Source organism: Neobacillus notoginsengisoli, from assembly GCF_003515685.1.
GTDB classification, from domain to species: Bacteria; Bacillota; Bacilli; order Bacillales; family Cytobacillaceae; genus Bacillus_D; species Bacillus_D notoginsengisoli.
Genome location: NZ_QWEG01000006.1, coordinates 41404 through 57375 on the forward strand (window position 1 = coordinate 41404; position 15972 = coordinate 57375).

Consider the following 15972-nt stretch of genomic DNA (forward strand, 5'->3'; position numbering starts at 1 on the left):
TTATACAGGAGAGCGAAAACCAGCACAACGAAAAAAAAGAAACCGCAAAGAATCTGCGGTTAAACTTGCGGTTGATCATTATAGCGTTTCTTTTCCTTATACGTAATGAGCACGCCTTTTTTCTTAAGTTCCTTGTTCTTCCATTCAACCCAAATCTGAGCGGCAATGAAAATCGACGAATACGTCCCGACAATCAGGCCAACTAGAAGAGCGAGTGAAAAGCTTTGAATTGACTCACTTCCCAGAAGGAGCAACGCAACAACCGTAAAGGCAACCGTCATGACCGTGTTGACGGAACGACCCAATGTTTGCCTGATACTTGTATTTACAACATCCGCAATTTCCTGGGATGTTTTCAGCCTGCGGCGTTTCTGCATGTTTTCCCTCATCCGGTCAAAGGTGACAATCGTATCATTGATCGCATAACCAACAACTGTTAAGACAGCGGCGATAAAGGTAATGTCCACTTCCCATCTGATCACACTGAAGAACGGGAAGATGAAGAACGCTGCGAACAGAAGCGCGATGATTGCCGAAACTCCCATCGGAAGTTCAAATCGGAATGCAACAAATACGATCAAGCCAAGTGACGCAATGAGGAGGGCTTTCATCGCATTTTTTGCCAATTCCTTCCCTACAGTTGGGGAAACACTGTTAACTGTCGGGTCTTCCCCGAATGTTTTATGCATTTCCGCTTTAAGCTTTGTTACTTCTTCCTTCGAAAAGTCATCTTTGAACCTGGCAACGCCAATGTTTTTCTTTTCGCCGGAAATAACAATATCGTCTGTTTCAAAACCGGCTTTTTTCAATTCACTTGAAACCTTTTCCGCAGTCAGAGGGGCGTTCGAAAGAATTTCCACCCTCGTACCACTCGTGAAGTCAATGCCCAGATTCATCCTTAAAACAAGGAGGATGATAATGCCAACAGCGACAATGGCAGCCGAAGCGGTGAAAAATGCACGGCGGTTTTTAACAAAATCGAAACGGTCGAACTTTGTTGGCAAGTCAAGTGTGTCCATGTTATCAGATAGGCTGTAAATCTGTTCTCTTTTCACCCCGAACCAGCCCGGCTTGTTTTTCATGAACCCGCTGTTCACCCAGAGGCCAAGCAGCCATCTAGAAACATATACATTCGTAAAGAAGCTGCCAAGAATACCAATGATCAGGCTAGTTGCAAACCCCTTAACCGAGCTTGTCCCATAAAAGAAAAGCACCGCAGCGGCAAGCAGGGTTGTCAGGTTGGCATCGGTAATGGCTGAAAGGGAGTTTTCATTCCCAGCCTTAAAAGCAGCTTTGATTGATTTGCCAACTTTAATTTCCTCTTTAATTCGTTCGTACGTAATAATATTCGCGTCAACAGCCATCCCGACGCCGAGAATGAGGGCCGCTATCCCCGGAAGCGTCAGGACCACATTCAGCCAATCAAAAATCAGTAATGTCAGGAACATATAAAAAGTCAGCGTGATGGTAGCGATAAAGCCTGGAAATCTGTAGTAGCCAATCATGAAAGCAAAAATCGCAAAGATTCCGACTAGACCGGCAAAGATTGTTTTATCCATTGCCTGCTCCCCAAATTTCGCTCCGACTGAAGTAGAATAAATTTCAGTCAGTTTGACCGGCAGGGCACCGGCATTCAGCAAGTTCGCAAGCGTTGTTGCTTCTTCGGGAGTGAATTTCCCGGTAATCTGCACTGAGTTTGTGTTGAGCACTTTTGAAACACTCGGAGCAGAAAGGAAACCAGGAGTTTCCTTCGTGACTTCTTCCTTGAAGGAATCCTTCCCTTCTTCAAAATCAAGCCAGATGACAAGGACATTATTTGGTGCTTTATTAAGGATATCTTCCGTTACTTTCCTGAACTTGTCGGCACTTTTCAGTTTCAGGGAAACACTCGGATTGTTGTTCTCATCAAACGATTGCTTTGCGCCGCCTTCAACAAGGTCCGTTCCGTCCAACATCACCTCGTCGTTAAAGTCCCTGAAGCTTAAATTGGCTTCGGTTGAAAGGATTTCACGCGCTTGTGCCTGATCGGTCACGCCCGCAAGTTGGACCCTGATCCTGTCTGTCCCTTCAACCTGGATGTTCGGCTCGCTGACGCCAAGCACGTTAATCCGTTTATCAAGCGCTTCAGCCGTACTTGCCAGTGCAGTCTTGTCAATTTTCTGCCCTTTCTTTGCCGGCTCCACCTTATAAAGAATTTCAAAACCGCCTTGGAGATCCAGGCCGAGTTTAATATTGTTCAAGATGTTTTTCGATGTGGCACCGATGATGCCCCCGACAACGAGTATGATAAGAAAAAATGCCACGATCCTGTTGCGCTTAACCATTCTGTCGTTCCTCCTTCAATTCCTCACAGCTAAAACCATTGCTTCAATGTCAATATTTTCATTATGTATTATCAAGATTTCCCTGTCAATTTGATAATGGTAACATCACGAAAAGAAAACATTCAAGTTTGGCTGCCCTAAAACCACAAGAAAGGCTCCGCAGTGAAAGCGGAGCCGAGTGGCGTGGATTACTTCAGCAGCTCTTTCCAATCTTCCTCATTATCAAAAGAAAAAGGGGATTCCTTATATGTTTCAATTGTTGCATAACTGATAAAATCACTCATCTTCACAGACAAGACATCCTGAACAATTTGATGGAGCTGTTTTTCCTCCTTGACCTTCCTCCATTTTTTATGAATGAGATATCCCCAAAGATCCTCCCCGGAAATGGAATTATTCCCAAGCAGGCGGAACTCCTCCAATTTACTCTGGAGGAATGGCGCAAGTGTCCCTCGGTACCGGTCGAAAAGATGTCTATTCTCCATTTTGCCCCTCCCGTTACAGTTTGTCTTTTTACACGCTCCATGTGTCTGTTTGTCCATTACGATGCATATAGTTAATTGTATATGAAATCCACTATTTTGAGAAGGTGGGAAACGGATGTCGAAGTTTTTAAAAGGGACAGCGATCCTGCTTCTGGCAGGCTTTATAACGAGAATCCTCGGTTTTATAAACAGGATTGCAATTGCGAGATTCATAGGGGAAGAAGGCGTCGGGCTTTATATGATGGCTTATCCCTCCTTAGTCCTTGTCATTACGATTACCCAATTCGGCCTGCCGGTTGCCATTTCTAAAACGATCGCAGAGGCGGAGGCACGCGGCGAATATGGCAAAATAAAAACAATACTCGTTGTCTCGCTCGCGACTACTTTGACTTTATCAGCCATTTTCACGCCTGCACTCATCCTTCTCGCCCCATGGCTAGCAGAAACCTTATTTACGGACAACAGGACATATTATCCTTTAATCGCCATTGCTCCTGTTGTGCCGGTCATTGCTGTATCCTCCGTGTTAAGGGGGTATTTTCAGGGCAGGCAAAATATGAAGCCGGCCGCCTACTCGCAAATTCTTGAACAATTTTTTAGAATTGTCCTTATTGCTGTGATGACAAAAGCTTTTTTGCCTTATGGAATCGAATATGCCGCAGCGGGGGCGATGCTCTCGGCGGTAATCGGAGAGGTTGTCTCCTTTATTTATTTACTGACAACTTTCAAGCTCAAGAAGAAGTTTCGCTTGAGAAAGGACTTTTTTAAATTTGTTCGTACCGGGAGGCAGCCTTTCCGTGAATTGATGAGTGTAGCCGTCCCTACAACTGGGAGCAGGCTGATTGGCTCCATTTCGTGGTTTTTCGAACCGATTGTCGTTTCACACAGCCTAGGGATTGCCGGGGTGGCTGCGGCTGTAGCGACGAAACAATATGGGGCATTGACCGGTTTTGCCATGCCCCTGCTGCTCCTTCCATCATTTATCACGTATTCACTTGCCACATCTCTCGTTCCGGCTATCAGTGAAGCGAACTCAAAAAATGACACCCGTTTAATCGAGCACCGCCTCCAGCAATCTTTGAGGCTGTCCTTTCTGACCGGCGGTATAGCCGTAGTTGTGTTATATGTCCTTGCAAAACCGTTGATGCTTTTAATGTATGGATCGGAAAATGGCGCCCACTTCATCCAGATTATGGCACCCTTCTTTTTGTTTTACTATTATCAAGGGCCTCTCCAGGCCGCATTGCAGGCATTAAATCTCGCCCGGGCTGCCATGTTCAACAGCTTGATTGGTTCAGTCGTGAAAACTGCCGTCATTTTCCTCCTTGCTTCCCAGCCTGCTTTTGGAATAAATGGCGCGGCCCTTGGGATTATTACAGGCTTCGTATTAGTAACGATGCTCCATTTTGCAACAGTTCTAAAAAGGATTTCTTTTTCATTTTATTTTATGGAGTATGCAAAAGCATTTCTGGCAATCGGTTTGTCGGGTTTATTCGGTTCGTACCTCTATACAAATATGTATTCCACCGCCCCTTTAGTAAACAGGGTTTTATTAACTGTTTTTTGCATGGGAACCGTCTACTTGCTTCTCGTTTTATTCCTGAAGCTGATCAGGCCAGGTGAGCTGAAGAAAATTCCAATTGTAGGCGGTTTTCTTGCGAGGATTTCATTCAGATAAACCCCTATAAAAGAAAAAGGCCGGCAGTAAAAACTGTCAGCCTTATTTTTTATCACTCTTATCGATGTAAAATTCACCTTTGTCATAGCTGCAAAAAGAAACTCCTTCAATCTGCGGGGCACCCAGTTTTTTTAGCTCCTGCTTGAGCCAGGAACTTGTTTTGTTAATTCTCTTTAAATTTTCTTCCTGTATAAATCCGTCAATAATGAGCGGCATTGTAATGTCACCTTGATTTGACTTTTTCTTCTTTGCTTGCTGGGGTTCCTTTTTGAAAACAGACAGCTTTCCGGATGTCTCCAGTATCGCAAATTCAACGTCCGAGATATTTCTTATATTTTTCTCACGGAGTTGGACGAGCAGATCATCAAAATTATACCGCTGCTTTTTCATTGCCTTTTCATCAATCGTTCCCTTGTTGATAATGATGGATGGTCTTCCGTCAATTAAGTCCCTGAATCTCTTACTTTTGAGAGAGATGTATGCAAAAAGTATTTGCAAAGCAACAATTGCAATGATGGGAATAAGCGTATGAATGAGGTGATCCTTCGTATTTTCAATCGCCATAGAGGCAATCTCAGCCAGCATGATAGTAACCACAAGATCGATGACACTTAGTTCGCCTACTTCTCTTTTCCCCATCAGGCGGAAAGTAACAATAATCAAGAGGTATAACAGGACGCTCCGAAAGAGTATTTCCCAATGATGAGCCATATTTCAATCCTCCCGGAAATCGATATGCTTATTTTCCTCTGCTGTTGGAAAAAAAGTCCGGTACTTTTTTCCATGGCTCCCCGAAAAAGAATTCTAAATATTTTTTACCCGAATATGCTTGTACTAGGCAAAGACTGCTAAAACATGTGCAGGCGGAAGGGAGAGGGTTAAAATCGAGTCAAGGAGCGTTGGGAAAGGAATCCTATATGGATTAATCTTCATTTTTGCTTTTGCAATTATGAACTCACTCATTTTCTCGTTAATATTGCGATTTACTTCTGTTCGGGAACTGTCTCTTGAGTACATCATAACGGCCATGTCCTTTATCGGACTTTTTGGAGGGGGCTTTCTTGCCGGGGGGAAGGCAGGCGAAAAAGGCTGGCTTCTTGGCGGCCTGACCGGGCTGTTTTATTCCCTGATTGTTTTTTTGTTTCAGTATTTGGGATATGACAGGTTATTCGACGGCGCGCAGCTGGTTTATCATATCTGCTATATTCTGATTTCCATGATGGGTGGGATCCTGGGAGTGAATATCGCTTCCCCGAAGAGAATAGCCTCCTGACAATACAATGCCCCAGGAATAATGCAAAAGGCATTCCACCTGTAGCGGAATGCCTTTTTTGTACTTGATTATGCGTTTGACGTTTCAGAAGCGACAACATCGCGGATTGCGGCGCGATCATATGTAAGCCTGCTTCCATCCCCACAGCGGATGACAACCTTGTCCTCATCCAGTGCATCCACAAAGCCATGAAGGCCGCCAATCGTTACGACGCGGTCCCCCTTTTTCAGTTCACTCTGCATTTGCTGAACTGCTTTCTGGCGCTTCTGCTGCGGACGGATCAAAAGAAAATAAAATAGAACAAACATTAGGATTAATGGTCCTACTGTACTAAGTAAATTTCCTCCACCCATTTCATTACCTCCTTTCAATCCAATCTATTTAGAAATTTTTCGCATCCGGTTTATTGAAGCCGTAACGCTCAAAATATTCTTCTCTGAAGTCCCCCAGACGGTCTTCCCTGATTGCCTGTCTGACTTGCTCCATCAATTCTATCAGAAAATGCAAATTATGATAAGATGTAAGTCGAATTCCGAATGTTTCGTCACAACGGATTAAATGCCTGATATAGGCTCTGCTGTAATTGCGGCATGTATAGCAGCTGCAATTTTCATCAATCGGTCCGAAATCACGTTCATATTTCGCGTTTTTCACAACAAGCCTGCCTGTGCTCGTCATCAACGTCCCGTTCCGGGCAATCCTTGTTGGCAGGACGCAGTCGAACATGTCCACGCCGCGAATCGCTCCGTCAATCAATGAATCAGGCGAGCCAACCCCCATCAAATACCTCGGTTTATTCGCTGGCAAAAGCGGGGTCGTAAACTCGAGGACGCGGTTCATGACATCCTTCGGTTCGCCGACTGAAAGGCCCCCGATCGCATAGCCTGGAAAATCGAGACTGACTAGATCCCTTGCGCTCTGTTTACGGAACTCCTCATATTCCCCGCCCTGGACAATCCCGAACAGCCCTTGGTCTTCAGGTCGCTTGTGTGCTTTTAGGCAACGCTCCGCCCAGCGGGAAGTCCGTTCAACCGAATTTTTCATATATTCCGGGGTCGCTGGGAATGGAGGACACTCATCAAAAGCCATCATAATATCCGGCCCAAGGGCATTTTGTATTTCCATCGCCTTTTCTGGAGATAGGAACAACTTGTCGCCATTTAAATGGTTCCTGAAATGGACACCTTCCTCTTCGATTTTCCTGAACTTACTGAGGCTGAATACCTGGAAGCCGCCGGAATCAGTCAAGATTGGCCTGTCCCAGTTCATAAATTGATGAAGGCCCCCGGCTTCACGAATAATTTCGTGGCCCGGCCTTAGCCAGAGATGGTACGTATTGCTTAGGATAATCTTCGCACCCATCTCCTTCAGGTCTTCCGGTGACATCGTTTTTACTGTGGCGAGTGTCCCTACTGGCATGAAAATCGGTGTTTCAAAGCTTCCGTGTGGTGTATGGACTCTCCCCAGACGTGCCCCGGTCTGTTTACATGTTTTTATTAATTCATAGCGTATTGCAGCCATAGTCTTTCTCCTCCTAAATAATCAGCATAGCATCCCCGAAGCTGAAAAAGCGGTACCGTTCTCTGACAGCCGTTTCATACGCATGCAGGACGTTTTCCCTGCCTGCCAGCGCGCTGACAAGCATAATCAGGGTTGATTTTGGCAAATGGAAGTTTGTTATCATCCCGTCGACCGCCTGAAATTCATAACCCGGATAGATAAAGATGCTCGTCCATCCCGAATCTGCCCTGAATTGGCCGCCATTTGATGAAGCCACCGTTTCCAGCGTCCTCGTTGACGTTGTCCCGACTGTGATGATCCTGCCTCCAGTTTCTCTCGTTTCATTCAGGAGTCTTGCCGTCCCTTCTGATACGATATAAAATTCGGCATGCATATCATGTTCAAGGACATTTTCTACACTGACCGGACGGAATGTCCCGAGGCCGACATGAAGGGTAATAAATGCAGTGCTGACCCCCATTTCCCGGATTTCCTCAAGCAGCTCCTCCGTGAAATGCAGGCCGGCTGTCGGCGCTGCGGCCGAACCTCTTTCTTTCGCAAAAACGGTCTGGTACCTGTCCTTATCATCAAGCTGTTCTTTAATATACGGCGGGAGCGGCATTTCGCCAAGAGCATCGAGAATTTCATAGAAGATGCCGTTATACTTGAATTCCAGCACCCGTCCCCCATGCTCCGCCTCTTCCGTGCATACCGCTGTCAAAAGGCCTTCGCCGAACTCTATTTCCATCCCAACCCGTATTCTTTTCGCCGGCTTTATAAGCGTTTCCCATTGATCGCCATCAATCTGCTTCAGTAGGAGAACTTCAATTTTCGCGCCGGTGTCCTTTTTTGCACCATAAAGCCTTGCAGGAAGAACCCTTGTATCATTCAGGACAAGGCAGTCCCCTTTGCGGAGATATTGTTTTATATTTTTAAAAATTGCATGGTTTATTTCGCCCGTTTCTTTGTTCAGTACCATCAGCCTGCTGTCAGTTCTGTTTTCAAGTGGCGTTTGGGCAATCAATTCCTCGGGCAGATGGAAATCAAATAAGTCTACTTTCACTATTTTCGCATCCTAACTATATTTTCTTGCAATATTAATTGAATATAATTTTTGATCGTTATTGTTGAATTGCGCTACAGGCACTTCGCTTTCCGCGGGGCGTCAGTGGAGCCTCCTCGGCGCCTGGGCGCCTGTGGGGTCTCCACCTTGCCGCTTCATCCCGCAGGAGTCTACGTGCCTTCCGCTCCATTCAACTATGCAAAATTCTTTTGTTCGCCTATATAGTTCTTAACGAAACCTTCCGATGGCCATGAGAATGAGTGACAGGACAATACTAATGACAATTGATGTGACGACTGGGAAATAAAATGTCATGTTCCCTTTTTTAATCATGATATCACCGGGCAGTTTACCTAATTTGAGTAACGGCATCAACAGCCCGATGAAAAAAATGATTGCACCAGCGGCCATTAGCATTTTTGATAAACCTGTCATTTTTTCGGTACCTCCATTTGGAAATGGCGATAAACAAGGTCTGTGACGACCCTTCCTCTCGGGGTCCGCTGCAAGAAGCCAATCTGCAGCAGGTAAGGTTCGTATACATCCTCAATTGTATCCGATTCTTCGCCGATTGATGCAGCGATTGTATCAAGTCCGACAGGCCCGCCGCGAAACTTTTCGATAATCCCTGTTAAAAGCTTATGGTCAATATGATCAAGTCCAAGCTTGTCGACTTGAAGGAGTCCAAGGGCTTCATCGGCCATGGCAAGATCAATTTCACCATTTCCCTTAACCTGGGCAAAATCACGGACCCTGCGAAGCAGCCTGTTCGCAATCCTTGGTGTTCCGCGCGATCTTCTGGCAATCTCGGAGGCAGCAACCGCGCTAATTTTTGTACTCAAAATGTCCGCTGTGCGCTCAACAATCTCTTTTAATTGTTCTTCCTTATAATACTCAAGCCGGGACAAAACTCCAAACCGGTCCCTAAGGGGTGCCGAAATCGCACCAGCCCTTGTAGTTGCACCAACTAGCGTAAACGGCGGCAAATCCAGCCTGACCGAGCGGGCCTCAGGTCCTTTACCGATAACGATATCCAGGCAAAAGTCCTCCATGGCCGGATAAAGAACTTCCTCTATTGACCTTGGCAGCCGGTGAATTTCGTCAATAAACAAAACATCTCCCGGCTCAAGTGAGGTTAGAATTGCCGCGAGATCGCCCGGCCGCTCAATGGCAGGCCCGGAGGTTGTCCTGAGGTCCACTCCCATTTCATTTGCGATAATGGCTGCAAGAGTAGTTTTCCCCAAACCGGGTGGCCCATATAACAGAACATGGTCGAGTGTTTCCCTGCGCATGAGAGCTGCCTTGATAAACACTTCAAGATTAGCCTTTACTTTGTCCTGCCCGATATACTGGCCAAGCGTCTGCGGCCTCAGGCTTGTCTCAAATACAAGGTCCTGCTGGTCTGCTTCGCTTGATATGAGTCTCTCTTCCATATCGATCATCCTACTTTAAAAGCCGCTGCAGGGCTTTTTTGATATATTGGTCCGTCGACAGTGTTTCCTTCTTGAGTTCTGGAGAAATTTTATTGATTTCCCTCTCTGAATACCCAAGTGCCTTCAACGCAAGTACTGCTTCCTCAAATTCTTTCACGCCGTTCTTTGCAGCGGGCGTTTTGGCATCCTGGTTGAACAGGTCTGGAAACAGATTTGGTGTTATATGCTGGAGCTTTCCTTTTAAATCAAGGATCATCTGGCGCGCAGTCTTTTTCCCAACGCCAGGAAACTTAATTAGGAATGCTTCATCCTCGTTTTCAATGGCTGTGACAACCTGCTCCGGCTCCCCAAAAGCAAGGATGGCAAGCGCGCCTTTCGGACCAATACCGGAAACACTCAATAGCTTTGTGAACAGCGTCTTTTCCTCTCTTGTTGAGAATCCGAATAATCCCATGACATCCTGCCTGACATAATGATAAAGGAATACAGTCACTTCTGTACCTGTTTTCCCTGAATAGGCAAAAGGGTTTGGCGTTGCAATCTGCCAGCCAATACCCGAGTTTTCTACTACTATGTATTCAGGCCCAACAAAATCCAATTTCCCCCTGATAAATTCAAACAATACACTCTCTCCTCTTCGTTGCTGTATCTCATTCTACCATACTATTTTTATTTATTAGAATAAAATAGTTGCATTAACTATGCCTTATTACTTATAATTAGAAAGGTTTAAATTTTCAGATTGGGGGTTTTTGGAAATGAGGAAATTGTTCGCATTGCTTGCCGTTTTCACTCTCGCATTCGCAGTGATTGGCTGTTCCAACAAGGAAGAGCCAAAAGGATCCGAGGACACAAAGAAAGAAGAAAACAAAGCAGAGCTTACTGACCAGGTCAAATCAAAAATGTACAACGCTATTCGATTGGCAGAAAACAAGGTGGATACGGTTTATGCCAACGACACTGATGAAGACACCGAAAAGCCAGTCCTAAATGCAACTTTTGCTGACGAAGCTGCCGCTGAAGCGTTCCTTACCAAGTACTACAGCGAAGACGTGGCCAAGCAAATTTCAAGCCACTATTCCACTGGTGAAAAAAATAAGGATGGCAGGCCATTTGTAAAAGAAGATCCTTTCTTTGCGAAGCCAATCTCTGGCACAACTCAGGATGATGTGACAATTGAAGGCGATGCAAATAAGGGAACGGTTAAAACGAAAGACGGCGTTACATACACAGTTGAACTAAAAGACGGCCAATATGTTATAACAGGCGTTGAAAGCTAATTGATGCGTAAGAAGACCAGGCGAATGGCCTGGTCTTTTTGTTTTATTCTCCATATCCGTATCCGTCATTGTCCATTTTCTTCACAGGCAGAGTAAGGCTTAAAGCTTTCAAGCACTTCCACATAACGGTCCCTTGTCCTGATTGGAATGCCTTTTTGCAACTCGACCTGCTTGCGGCTTTCCAGCTTCTTCACATCAATTTGGAAAAAGGACTGAATGATCTGTGAATAGGGCGGCCTGCCGTTAAAAATAGCGAGAACGCCTTCTTCATTAAGCCCGAAATATCCGTTCGCCTTTAAAAGAGGGGAAATATCCTCAACATGTTTTCTGAGCACAACTGATTCCTTCCCCACATCCACTGCCGCCCAATTTTTATATTTAGCCCAAAATTCCTCCCACGATGCCACGGACACGTAAGATTGCTCCTGGCTGACCTCTCCGTCCACATACACCTTCTCAAGAGTGACCTTTAAATGAAGAGGTTCCGTCTGTCCGCCTGCATCCATCGTCAACCCACCATCCGCCGCTAACGCAACAAACTCCTGACCAAACAGCCCGCCAAACAGAAAAAAGAAGAACACAGCCAAAAAACCAGCTGCAACCCGCCTCATCCTAACCACCTCTTCCTATCATATAAACTAAATAACAATAAACCCATTCATAGCATTTCCCGATTCTGCCTAAATATGTGAAGCAGGGGACGGTTCCAGTGCTTCATTCGGGACCCGAAAGATTAAGTGAGGCGAAGGGCAGCTTTTTTTTCTTGTTCCCGGCTAAATTTTTGATTGGCTTTGTTAAAGGAAGGATATTGTTGGGGTATAACTACGTTGATTGAAGCGAAGGGCGCCGACTCCGGCGGGATGTAGCGGCTCCACTGACGCCCCGCGGAAAGCGTGTGCCCGAAGTGGAAATCAACAGCAAAATTTAACAAAAACTATTGAATAAAAAAAGGCCAACCTCGGCCCGTCATACTGAATTAAGTTCATCCTGTATCTTCTTGAAGAATTGCTGCCTTTCCTTAAATTGCCCCATTGTCAGCTCTATTATCTGGTAAAGTAAATGTTGATTTGGACTTGCACTATTCTTAAAGATTCTGTTCCATTCCCGTAAAAGATCAGCGGGATACGCAAGAGCGTATAAAAACGCTTTTACACTCATGAAGGCAGCAAGGTTATTGTATTTTGCCAATTCCTCGAGTGACCAGTGAAGAAATGGCAAGATTCTGTTCGAATATTGAAGGTAATCGAGGACGGGCGGACCAATACTGATTAAATCGAAATCAATCAAATAAACCTTACCATTCTTCGAGCGGAGAAAATTATGATGGGCCACATCACCATGCAAGATTACCTGTGTTCCCTCTGTAAAGAAAGCCTGTTGTTCTTTCATCCCCCGCAGCGCAAATTCAGCCCAACTAATGATTGATTCGGTTGCTTGCCGATTAACAAAATAGTTGATCATTGGTTTATTTGCCTTAAACAATTCCAATCTATTTTCCCATTTATCAATAAGCGCTGCTGGAGGAAGAATCGTTTTATACCTTTGAACAATTTGCTGTGTAATCGAGTGATATTTTTGCAAAAGCTTTAAGCCTGCAAAGCGGTCTGCCTCTCTTAGAAAAGTAAAAGGGTTCGGATGGGGCTGAATATATTCGAGGATGCCCCAATACAGTCCGTCGAGGTAATATGGCTTCCGTCTGCCTGGACAAACATACGAGTAAGTATGCGTAAAGCCTTCTTTTTTAAGGGTTGCGGTAAAGGCCTCCTGAAGCTTCAGGCGATGATAGGAAGTATAGCCTTTAACGATATATTCGCCGATTGCAGATTTCAAAAAAAAGACAGATGGACGGATCATGTCGAGTTGATCAATTCTCCCCGGAAAACCGGTCCTTAAATAAGAGAGGAGACGATGATGAATATTCTCGTCTCCCTGGTGTTTATCTCCCCTAATCCGCGCTTTCATCGGCGTTTCCGGATTGGAATCCCGATAGTCCGTACGGATGCACAAGTGGCGGCTGGGCAAAAGGAAGCGGCGGTGCAAATATTCTTGGGATGGAAGGAATAAATTCCCTTTCCTGTCCTCCTCTTTGCATGCCATCCGATGGCTGTTGTCCCATTTCGGGCATCTGGCCGCCTAATTGTGGCATTTGCTGTTCACCATAAGGCATCTGCCCCCCAAGAGTCGGAAGTTGGGGACCGAATTGACCCATCATCGGCAATTGTGAACCTGCCTGTTGGGTAGTGCCACCTGGAAACTGAGTTCCGAACGGAGGCATTCCATATGGTGCTTGCTGACCATAAAATGGCTGACCCATTCCCATCGGATATTGCTGCCCCATCGGCATACCGCCGCCGGCCATTGGCTGCTGGCCGTACATCGGCTGATCCATTCCCATCGGGTATTGCTGGCCCATCGGCATTCCCCCGCCGGCCATTGGCTGCTGGCCGTACATCGGCTGACCCATTCCCATCGGGTATTGTTGCCCCATCGGCATACCGCCGCCGGCCATTGGCTGCTGGCCGTACATCGGTTGATCCATTCCCATCGGGTATTGTTGCCCCATAGGCATTCCCCCGCCGGTCATTGGCTGCTGGCCGTACATTTGCTGCTCCATTCCCATCGGATATTGCTGCCCCATCGGTATTCTCCCGCCGGTCATTGGCTGCTGGCCGTACATCGGTTGCTCCATTCCCATCGGATATTGCTGCCCCATCGGCATTCCGTCGCCCATTAGCTGCTGGGCATCATATGGGTACTGCGAATATGGATTCCCAGTGTAGCCAATAGGTGATTCATCTATTGTTTCCCCGGTAAAAGAACCTTGTGGACCAAAAGGATACTGTTGAGCTCCAACCTGCATCGGCTGGCCCATTAAAGGTTGGGAACCACTCCCCATACTATAAGGAAATTGCCCATCCTGCATTGGAACTTGTAGTCCAACCCCCATGCCTGGCTGATAAGGCGCCGCAGCTCCCCCAACCCCGCCATACTGGCCATGACCCATGTGATGCATATAAGGCATATATGAAGATGATGATGATGATTCATCTTCATATTGCTGAACAGCCATCGCTCCCGCAACTCCCGGCATCATTCCTTCAGCTCCTGGAACCATTTGAAGCTCTGGATAACATGGGTCCGGTTGAACCATCATTCCTTGCACGTGGGGTATAGGGTAACAAGGATCAGCCGCCATCATCCCCTGCACTTCAGGATACGACGGGAACATAGCTCCTGGCATCATTGCCGTTTCGATTGGTGGGCACGGGAAAACTTCCACCGGCGGGCACGGAACCGGACATGGATGGCAAACCCCAGGCATAACCGGTGTTACAGGAAAGCAATACTCTTCGTATACAATTGGCTGTTCTTCATACACCGGCATTACCGGTGCAGGTGCTGGCAGCGGCTGGATTGGCATTTCCTTTACGGGCTTCACTGGCATTTGCTTTACAGGCTGCACTGGTACTTCCTTTACAGGCTTCACAGGCATTTCCTTTACAGGCTTTACTGGCATTTCCTTTATTGGCTGCACTGGTACTTCCTTCACAGGCACTTCCTTGACTTGTTTTGGCGGAAGTGGTGGCGGAGCTGGCACTGGCATTACTTTCACAGGCTGTAATGGCACTTCCTTTTTTGGAGGAAGCGGAATTTCTTTTTTAGGCGCGATTGGCACCTCTTTTTTCACTTTGATCGGCATTTCTTTTTTCGGCATAACTGGAACTTCCTTCTTTGGCGTAACAGGCATATTGGCCAAGTTCATAAAATAATAATTATCGATGTCCACTTCCTGGATAGGCTGCTGTGGAGTAAACGGCGTGACAGGAGATTCTACTGCTATTGGCTGGGCGGGAACTGGCACGTCTGGTGATTCCTCAGGCTGCAGTGGCTTGATATTGGCAAAAGGGTGCTCAGCTTTTGGGACTTCTTTTTTTACCCCGAAGTTTATGGCCGCCCCCGGTTTCGTCGCGCCAGCAGAATCGCTTTTTTTAACACTTCCGCCTGCTGACGGGACCTTTACTTTCATACCGGGCATAATCATATCAGGGTTGCTGAGCTGTGAATTCATTTTCTTCAGCTCTTCAAAATTCACGCCGTACTTCTTGGCGATCTTCCAAAGAGTATCCCCTTTCTGTACGATATGGATCTTCACTCTGATTTCCCTCCTATGGCATAAGTCCATATAGTGTATGTTGGTGTGGGCAAAATGCTAACAATCTACATAAAAAGTTATGCAAGTGCCGCTTCCTTTATGATTGGGGCCAGTCCAAGGGAAACTACGGCCCATCAGACACTGCAGATGCTTGAAGGGTTATGGTAAAATAGAGAGTATCGACTGTTTAGGTGAAATTTCGTTTTGGGAGTGGTACTATGGGTGAGGAAAAAAAGCTGCTAGGTGAAGAACGGAGGCTTCAGATTCTTTCCCTTTTAAAGAATAGTGAATCCCCGATTACAGGGAGCGAATTGGCAGCATTTGCAAAAGTAAGCCGGCAAATCATTGTAGGGGATATTACCTTACTTAAAGCAAAGGGCGAGCCAATCATCGCGACTAGCCAGGGTTATCTGTATTTTAGCCATTCACCGCTCTCCCCGGTTTTTGAAAAGATCATTGCCTGCTGTCATGCCCCGGATCAGACGGAAGACGAGCTTTTACTAATCGTGAATGAAGGGGTTACAGTGAGGGATGTGAAAATCGAACATCCTGTTTACGGTGACTTGACAGCCTCCATTATGGTTTCGAACACCGCCGAGGTAAGCCAATTTATGCAAAAGATCAAGACGACGAAAGCAGCCTTTTTATCCGAGCTGACTGGAGGGTATCATTTGCATACATTAGCGGCCGCTTCGGAACAAGCGCTGACTAAGGCAGAAAAAGCATTGCACGAAGCCGGGTTCCTTATTGAAATTGGGTGAAATACATAAAAGCGTCTGGATC

At 46.2% G+C, this 15972-nt stretch carries 16 protein-coding genes; 4 read left to right on the forward strand and 12 right to left on the reverse strand.

Annotated elements, in window-relative coordinates; genetic code table 11:
- Positions 1–59 precede the first annotated feature (59 nt).
- Complete coding sequence (gene secDF / locus D1B31_RS10410) at positions 60–2324, reverse strand: protein translocase subunit SecDF (RefSeq protein WP_118920725.1); 2265 nt, start codon at positions 2322–2324, stop codon at positions 60–62.
- Between the two features lie 188 nt (positions 2325–2512).
- Positions 2513–2809, reverse strand: coding sequence for a post-transcriptional regulator (locus D1B31_RS10415; RefSeq protein WP_118920726.1), 297 nt, complete (start codon positions 2807–2809; stop codon positions 2513–2515).
- Between the two features lie 115 nt (positions 2810–2924).
- Here D1B31_RS10415 and spoVB point away from each other — a divergent pair, with 115 nt between their 5' ends.
- Positions 2925–4487, forward strand: coding sequence for a stage V sporulation protein B (gene spoVB / locus D1B31_RS10420; protein WP_118920727.1), 1563 nt, complete (start codon positions 2925–2927; stop codon positions 4485–4487).
- A 42-nt stretch (positions 4488–4529) separates the two neighbouring features.
- Here spoVB and D1B31_RS10425 read toward each other — a convergent pair whose 3' ends face one another.
- A complete protein-coding gene (locus D1B31_RS10425; protein WP_118920728.1) occupies positions 4530–5198 on the reverse strand; it encodes a DUF421 domain-containing protein in 669 nt (222 codons plus the stop codon).
- A gap of 172 nt (positions 5199–5370) precedes the next feature.
- Here D1B31_RS10425 and D1B31_RS10430 point away from each other — a divergent pair, with 172 nt between their 5' ends.
- Positions 5371–5760, forward strand: coding sequence for a TIGR04086 family membrane protein (locus tag D1B31_RS10430; protein WP_118920729.1), 390 nt, complete (start codon positions 5371–5373; stop codon positions 5758–5760).
- Positions 5761–5828: 68 nt separating this feature from the next.
- Here the strand turns inward: D1B31_RS10430 and yajC are convergent, their stop codons facing one another.
- From yajC to ruvA, 6 genes are all read right to left on the reverse strand, one after another.
- The gene (gene yajC / locus D1B31_RS10435) at positions 5829–6113 is read right to left on the reverse strand and encodes a preprotein translocase subunit YajC (protein WP_118920730.1); all 285 of its coding nucleotides are present in this window, start codon (positions 6111–6113) and stop codon (positions 5829–5831) included.
- A gap of 28 nt (positions 6114–6141) precedes the next feature.
- Complete coding sequence (gene tgt, locus D1B31_RS10440; RefSeq protein WP_118920731.1) at positions 6142–7281, reverse strand: tRNA guanosine(34) transglycosylase Tgt; 1140 nt, start codon at positions 7279–7281, stop codon at positions 6142–6144.
- Between the two features lie 13 nt (positions 7282–7294).
- Positions 7295–8323 (reverse strand): tRNA preQ1(34) S-adenosylmethionine ribosyltransferase-isomerase QueA, encoded by a 1029-nt coding sequence (gene queA, locus D1B31_RS10445; protein ID WP_118920732.1) that lies wholly within the window; start codon positions 8321–8323, stop codon positions 7295–7297.
- A 228-nt stretch (positions 8324–8551) separates the two neighbouring features.
- Positions 8552–8758 (reverse strand): DUF2905 domain-containing protein, encoded by a 207-nt coding sequence (locus tag D1B31_RS10450; RefSeq protein ID WP_118920733.1) that lies wholly within the window; start codon positions 8756–8758, stop codon positions 8552–8554.
- A complete protein-coding gene (gene ruvB / locus D1B31_RS10455; protein ID WP_118920734.1) occupies positions 8755–9756 on the reverse strand; it encodes a Holliday junction branch migration DNA helicase RuvB in 1002 nt (333 codons plus the stop codon). The genes D1B31_RS10450 and ruvB overlap by 4 nt, the downstream gene beginning before the upstream one ends.
- Positions 9757–9766: 10 nt before the next feature.
- On the reverse strand, positions 9767–10378 hold the full coding sequence (gene ruvA / locus D1B31_RS10460; RefSeq protein WP_118920735.1) for a Holliday junction branch migration protein RuvA: 612 nt from the start codon (positions 10376–10378) through the stop codon (positions 9767–9769).
- Between the two features lie 136 nt (positions 10379–10514).
- On the opposite strand from ruvA, the gene D1B31_RS10465 reads away from it, so the two are divergent.
- Positions 10515–11036, forward strand: coding sequence for an outer membrane protein assembly factor BamD (locus tag D1B31_RS10465; protein WP_118920736.1), 522 nt, complete (start codon positions 10515–10517; stop codon positions 11034–11036).
- A 65-nt stretch (positions 11037–11101) separates the two neighbouring features.
- Here D1B31_RS10465 and D1B31_RS10470 read toward each other — a convergent pair whose 3' ends face one another.
- The 3 genes from D1B31_RS10470 to safA form a co-directional block, all read right to left on the reverse strand.
- Positions 11102–11647, reverse strand: a complete 546-nt coding sequence (locus tag D1B31_RS10470) for a BofC C-terminal domain-containing protein (RefSeq protein WP_240035241.1) — start codon at positions 11645–11647, stop codon at positions 11102–11104.
- A 355-nt stretch (positions 11648–12002) separates the two neighbouring features.
- Positions 12003–12998: a phosphotransferase gene (locus D1B31_RS10475; RefSeq protein ID WP_158587517.1), complete on the reverse strand. Its 996-nt coding sequence runs from the start codon at positions 12996–12998 to the stop codon at positions 12003–12005.
- Entirely contained in the window at positions 12982–15189 is a 2208-nt protein-coding gene (gene safA / locus D1B31_RS10480; RefSeq protein WP_118920738.1) for a SafA/ExsA family spore coat assembly protein, read from the reverse strand. The genes D1B31_RS10475 and safA overlap by 17 nt, the downstream gene beginning before the upstream one ends.
- A 218-nt stretch (positions 15190–15407) precedes the next feature.
- Here safA and D1B31_RS10485 point away from each other — a divergent pair, with 218 nt between their 5' ends.
- Positions 15408–15950 carry a transcription repressor NadR gene (locus D1B31_RS10485; RefSeq protein ID WP_118920739.1) on the forward strand — a complete coding sequence of 181 codons (543 nt, stop codon included), beginning with the start codon at positions 15408–15410 and terminating at the stop codon, positions 15948–15950.
- Positions 15951–15972 lie beyond the last annotated feature (22 nt).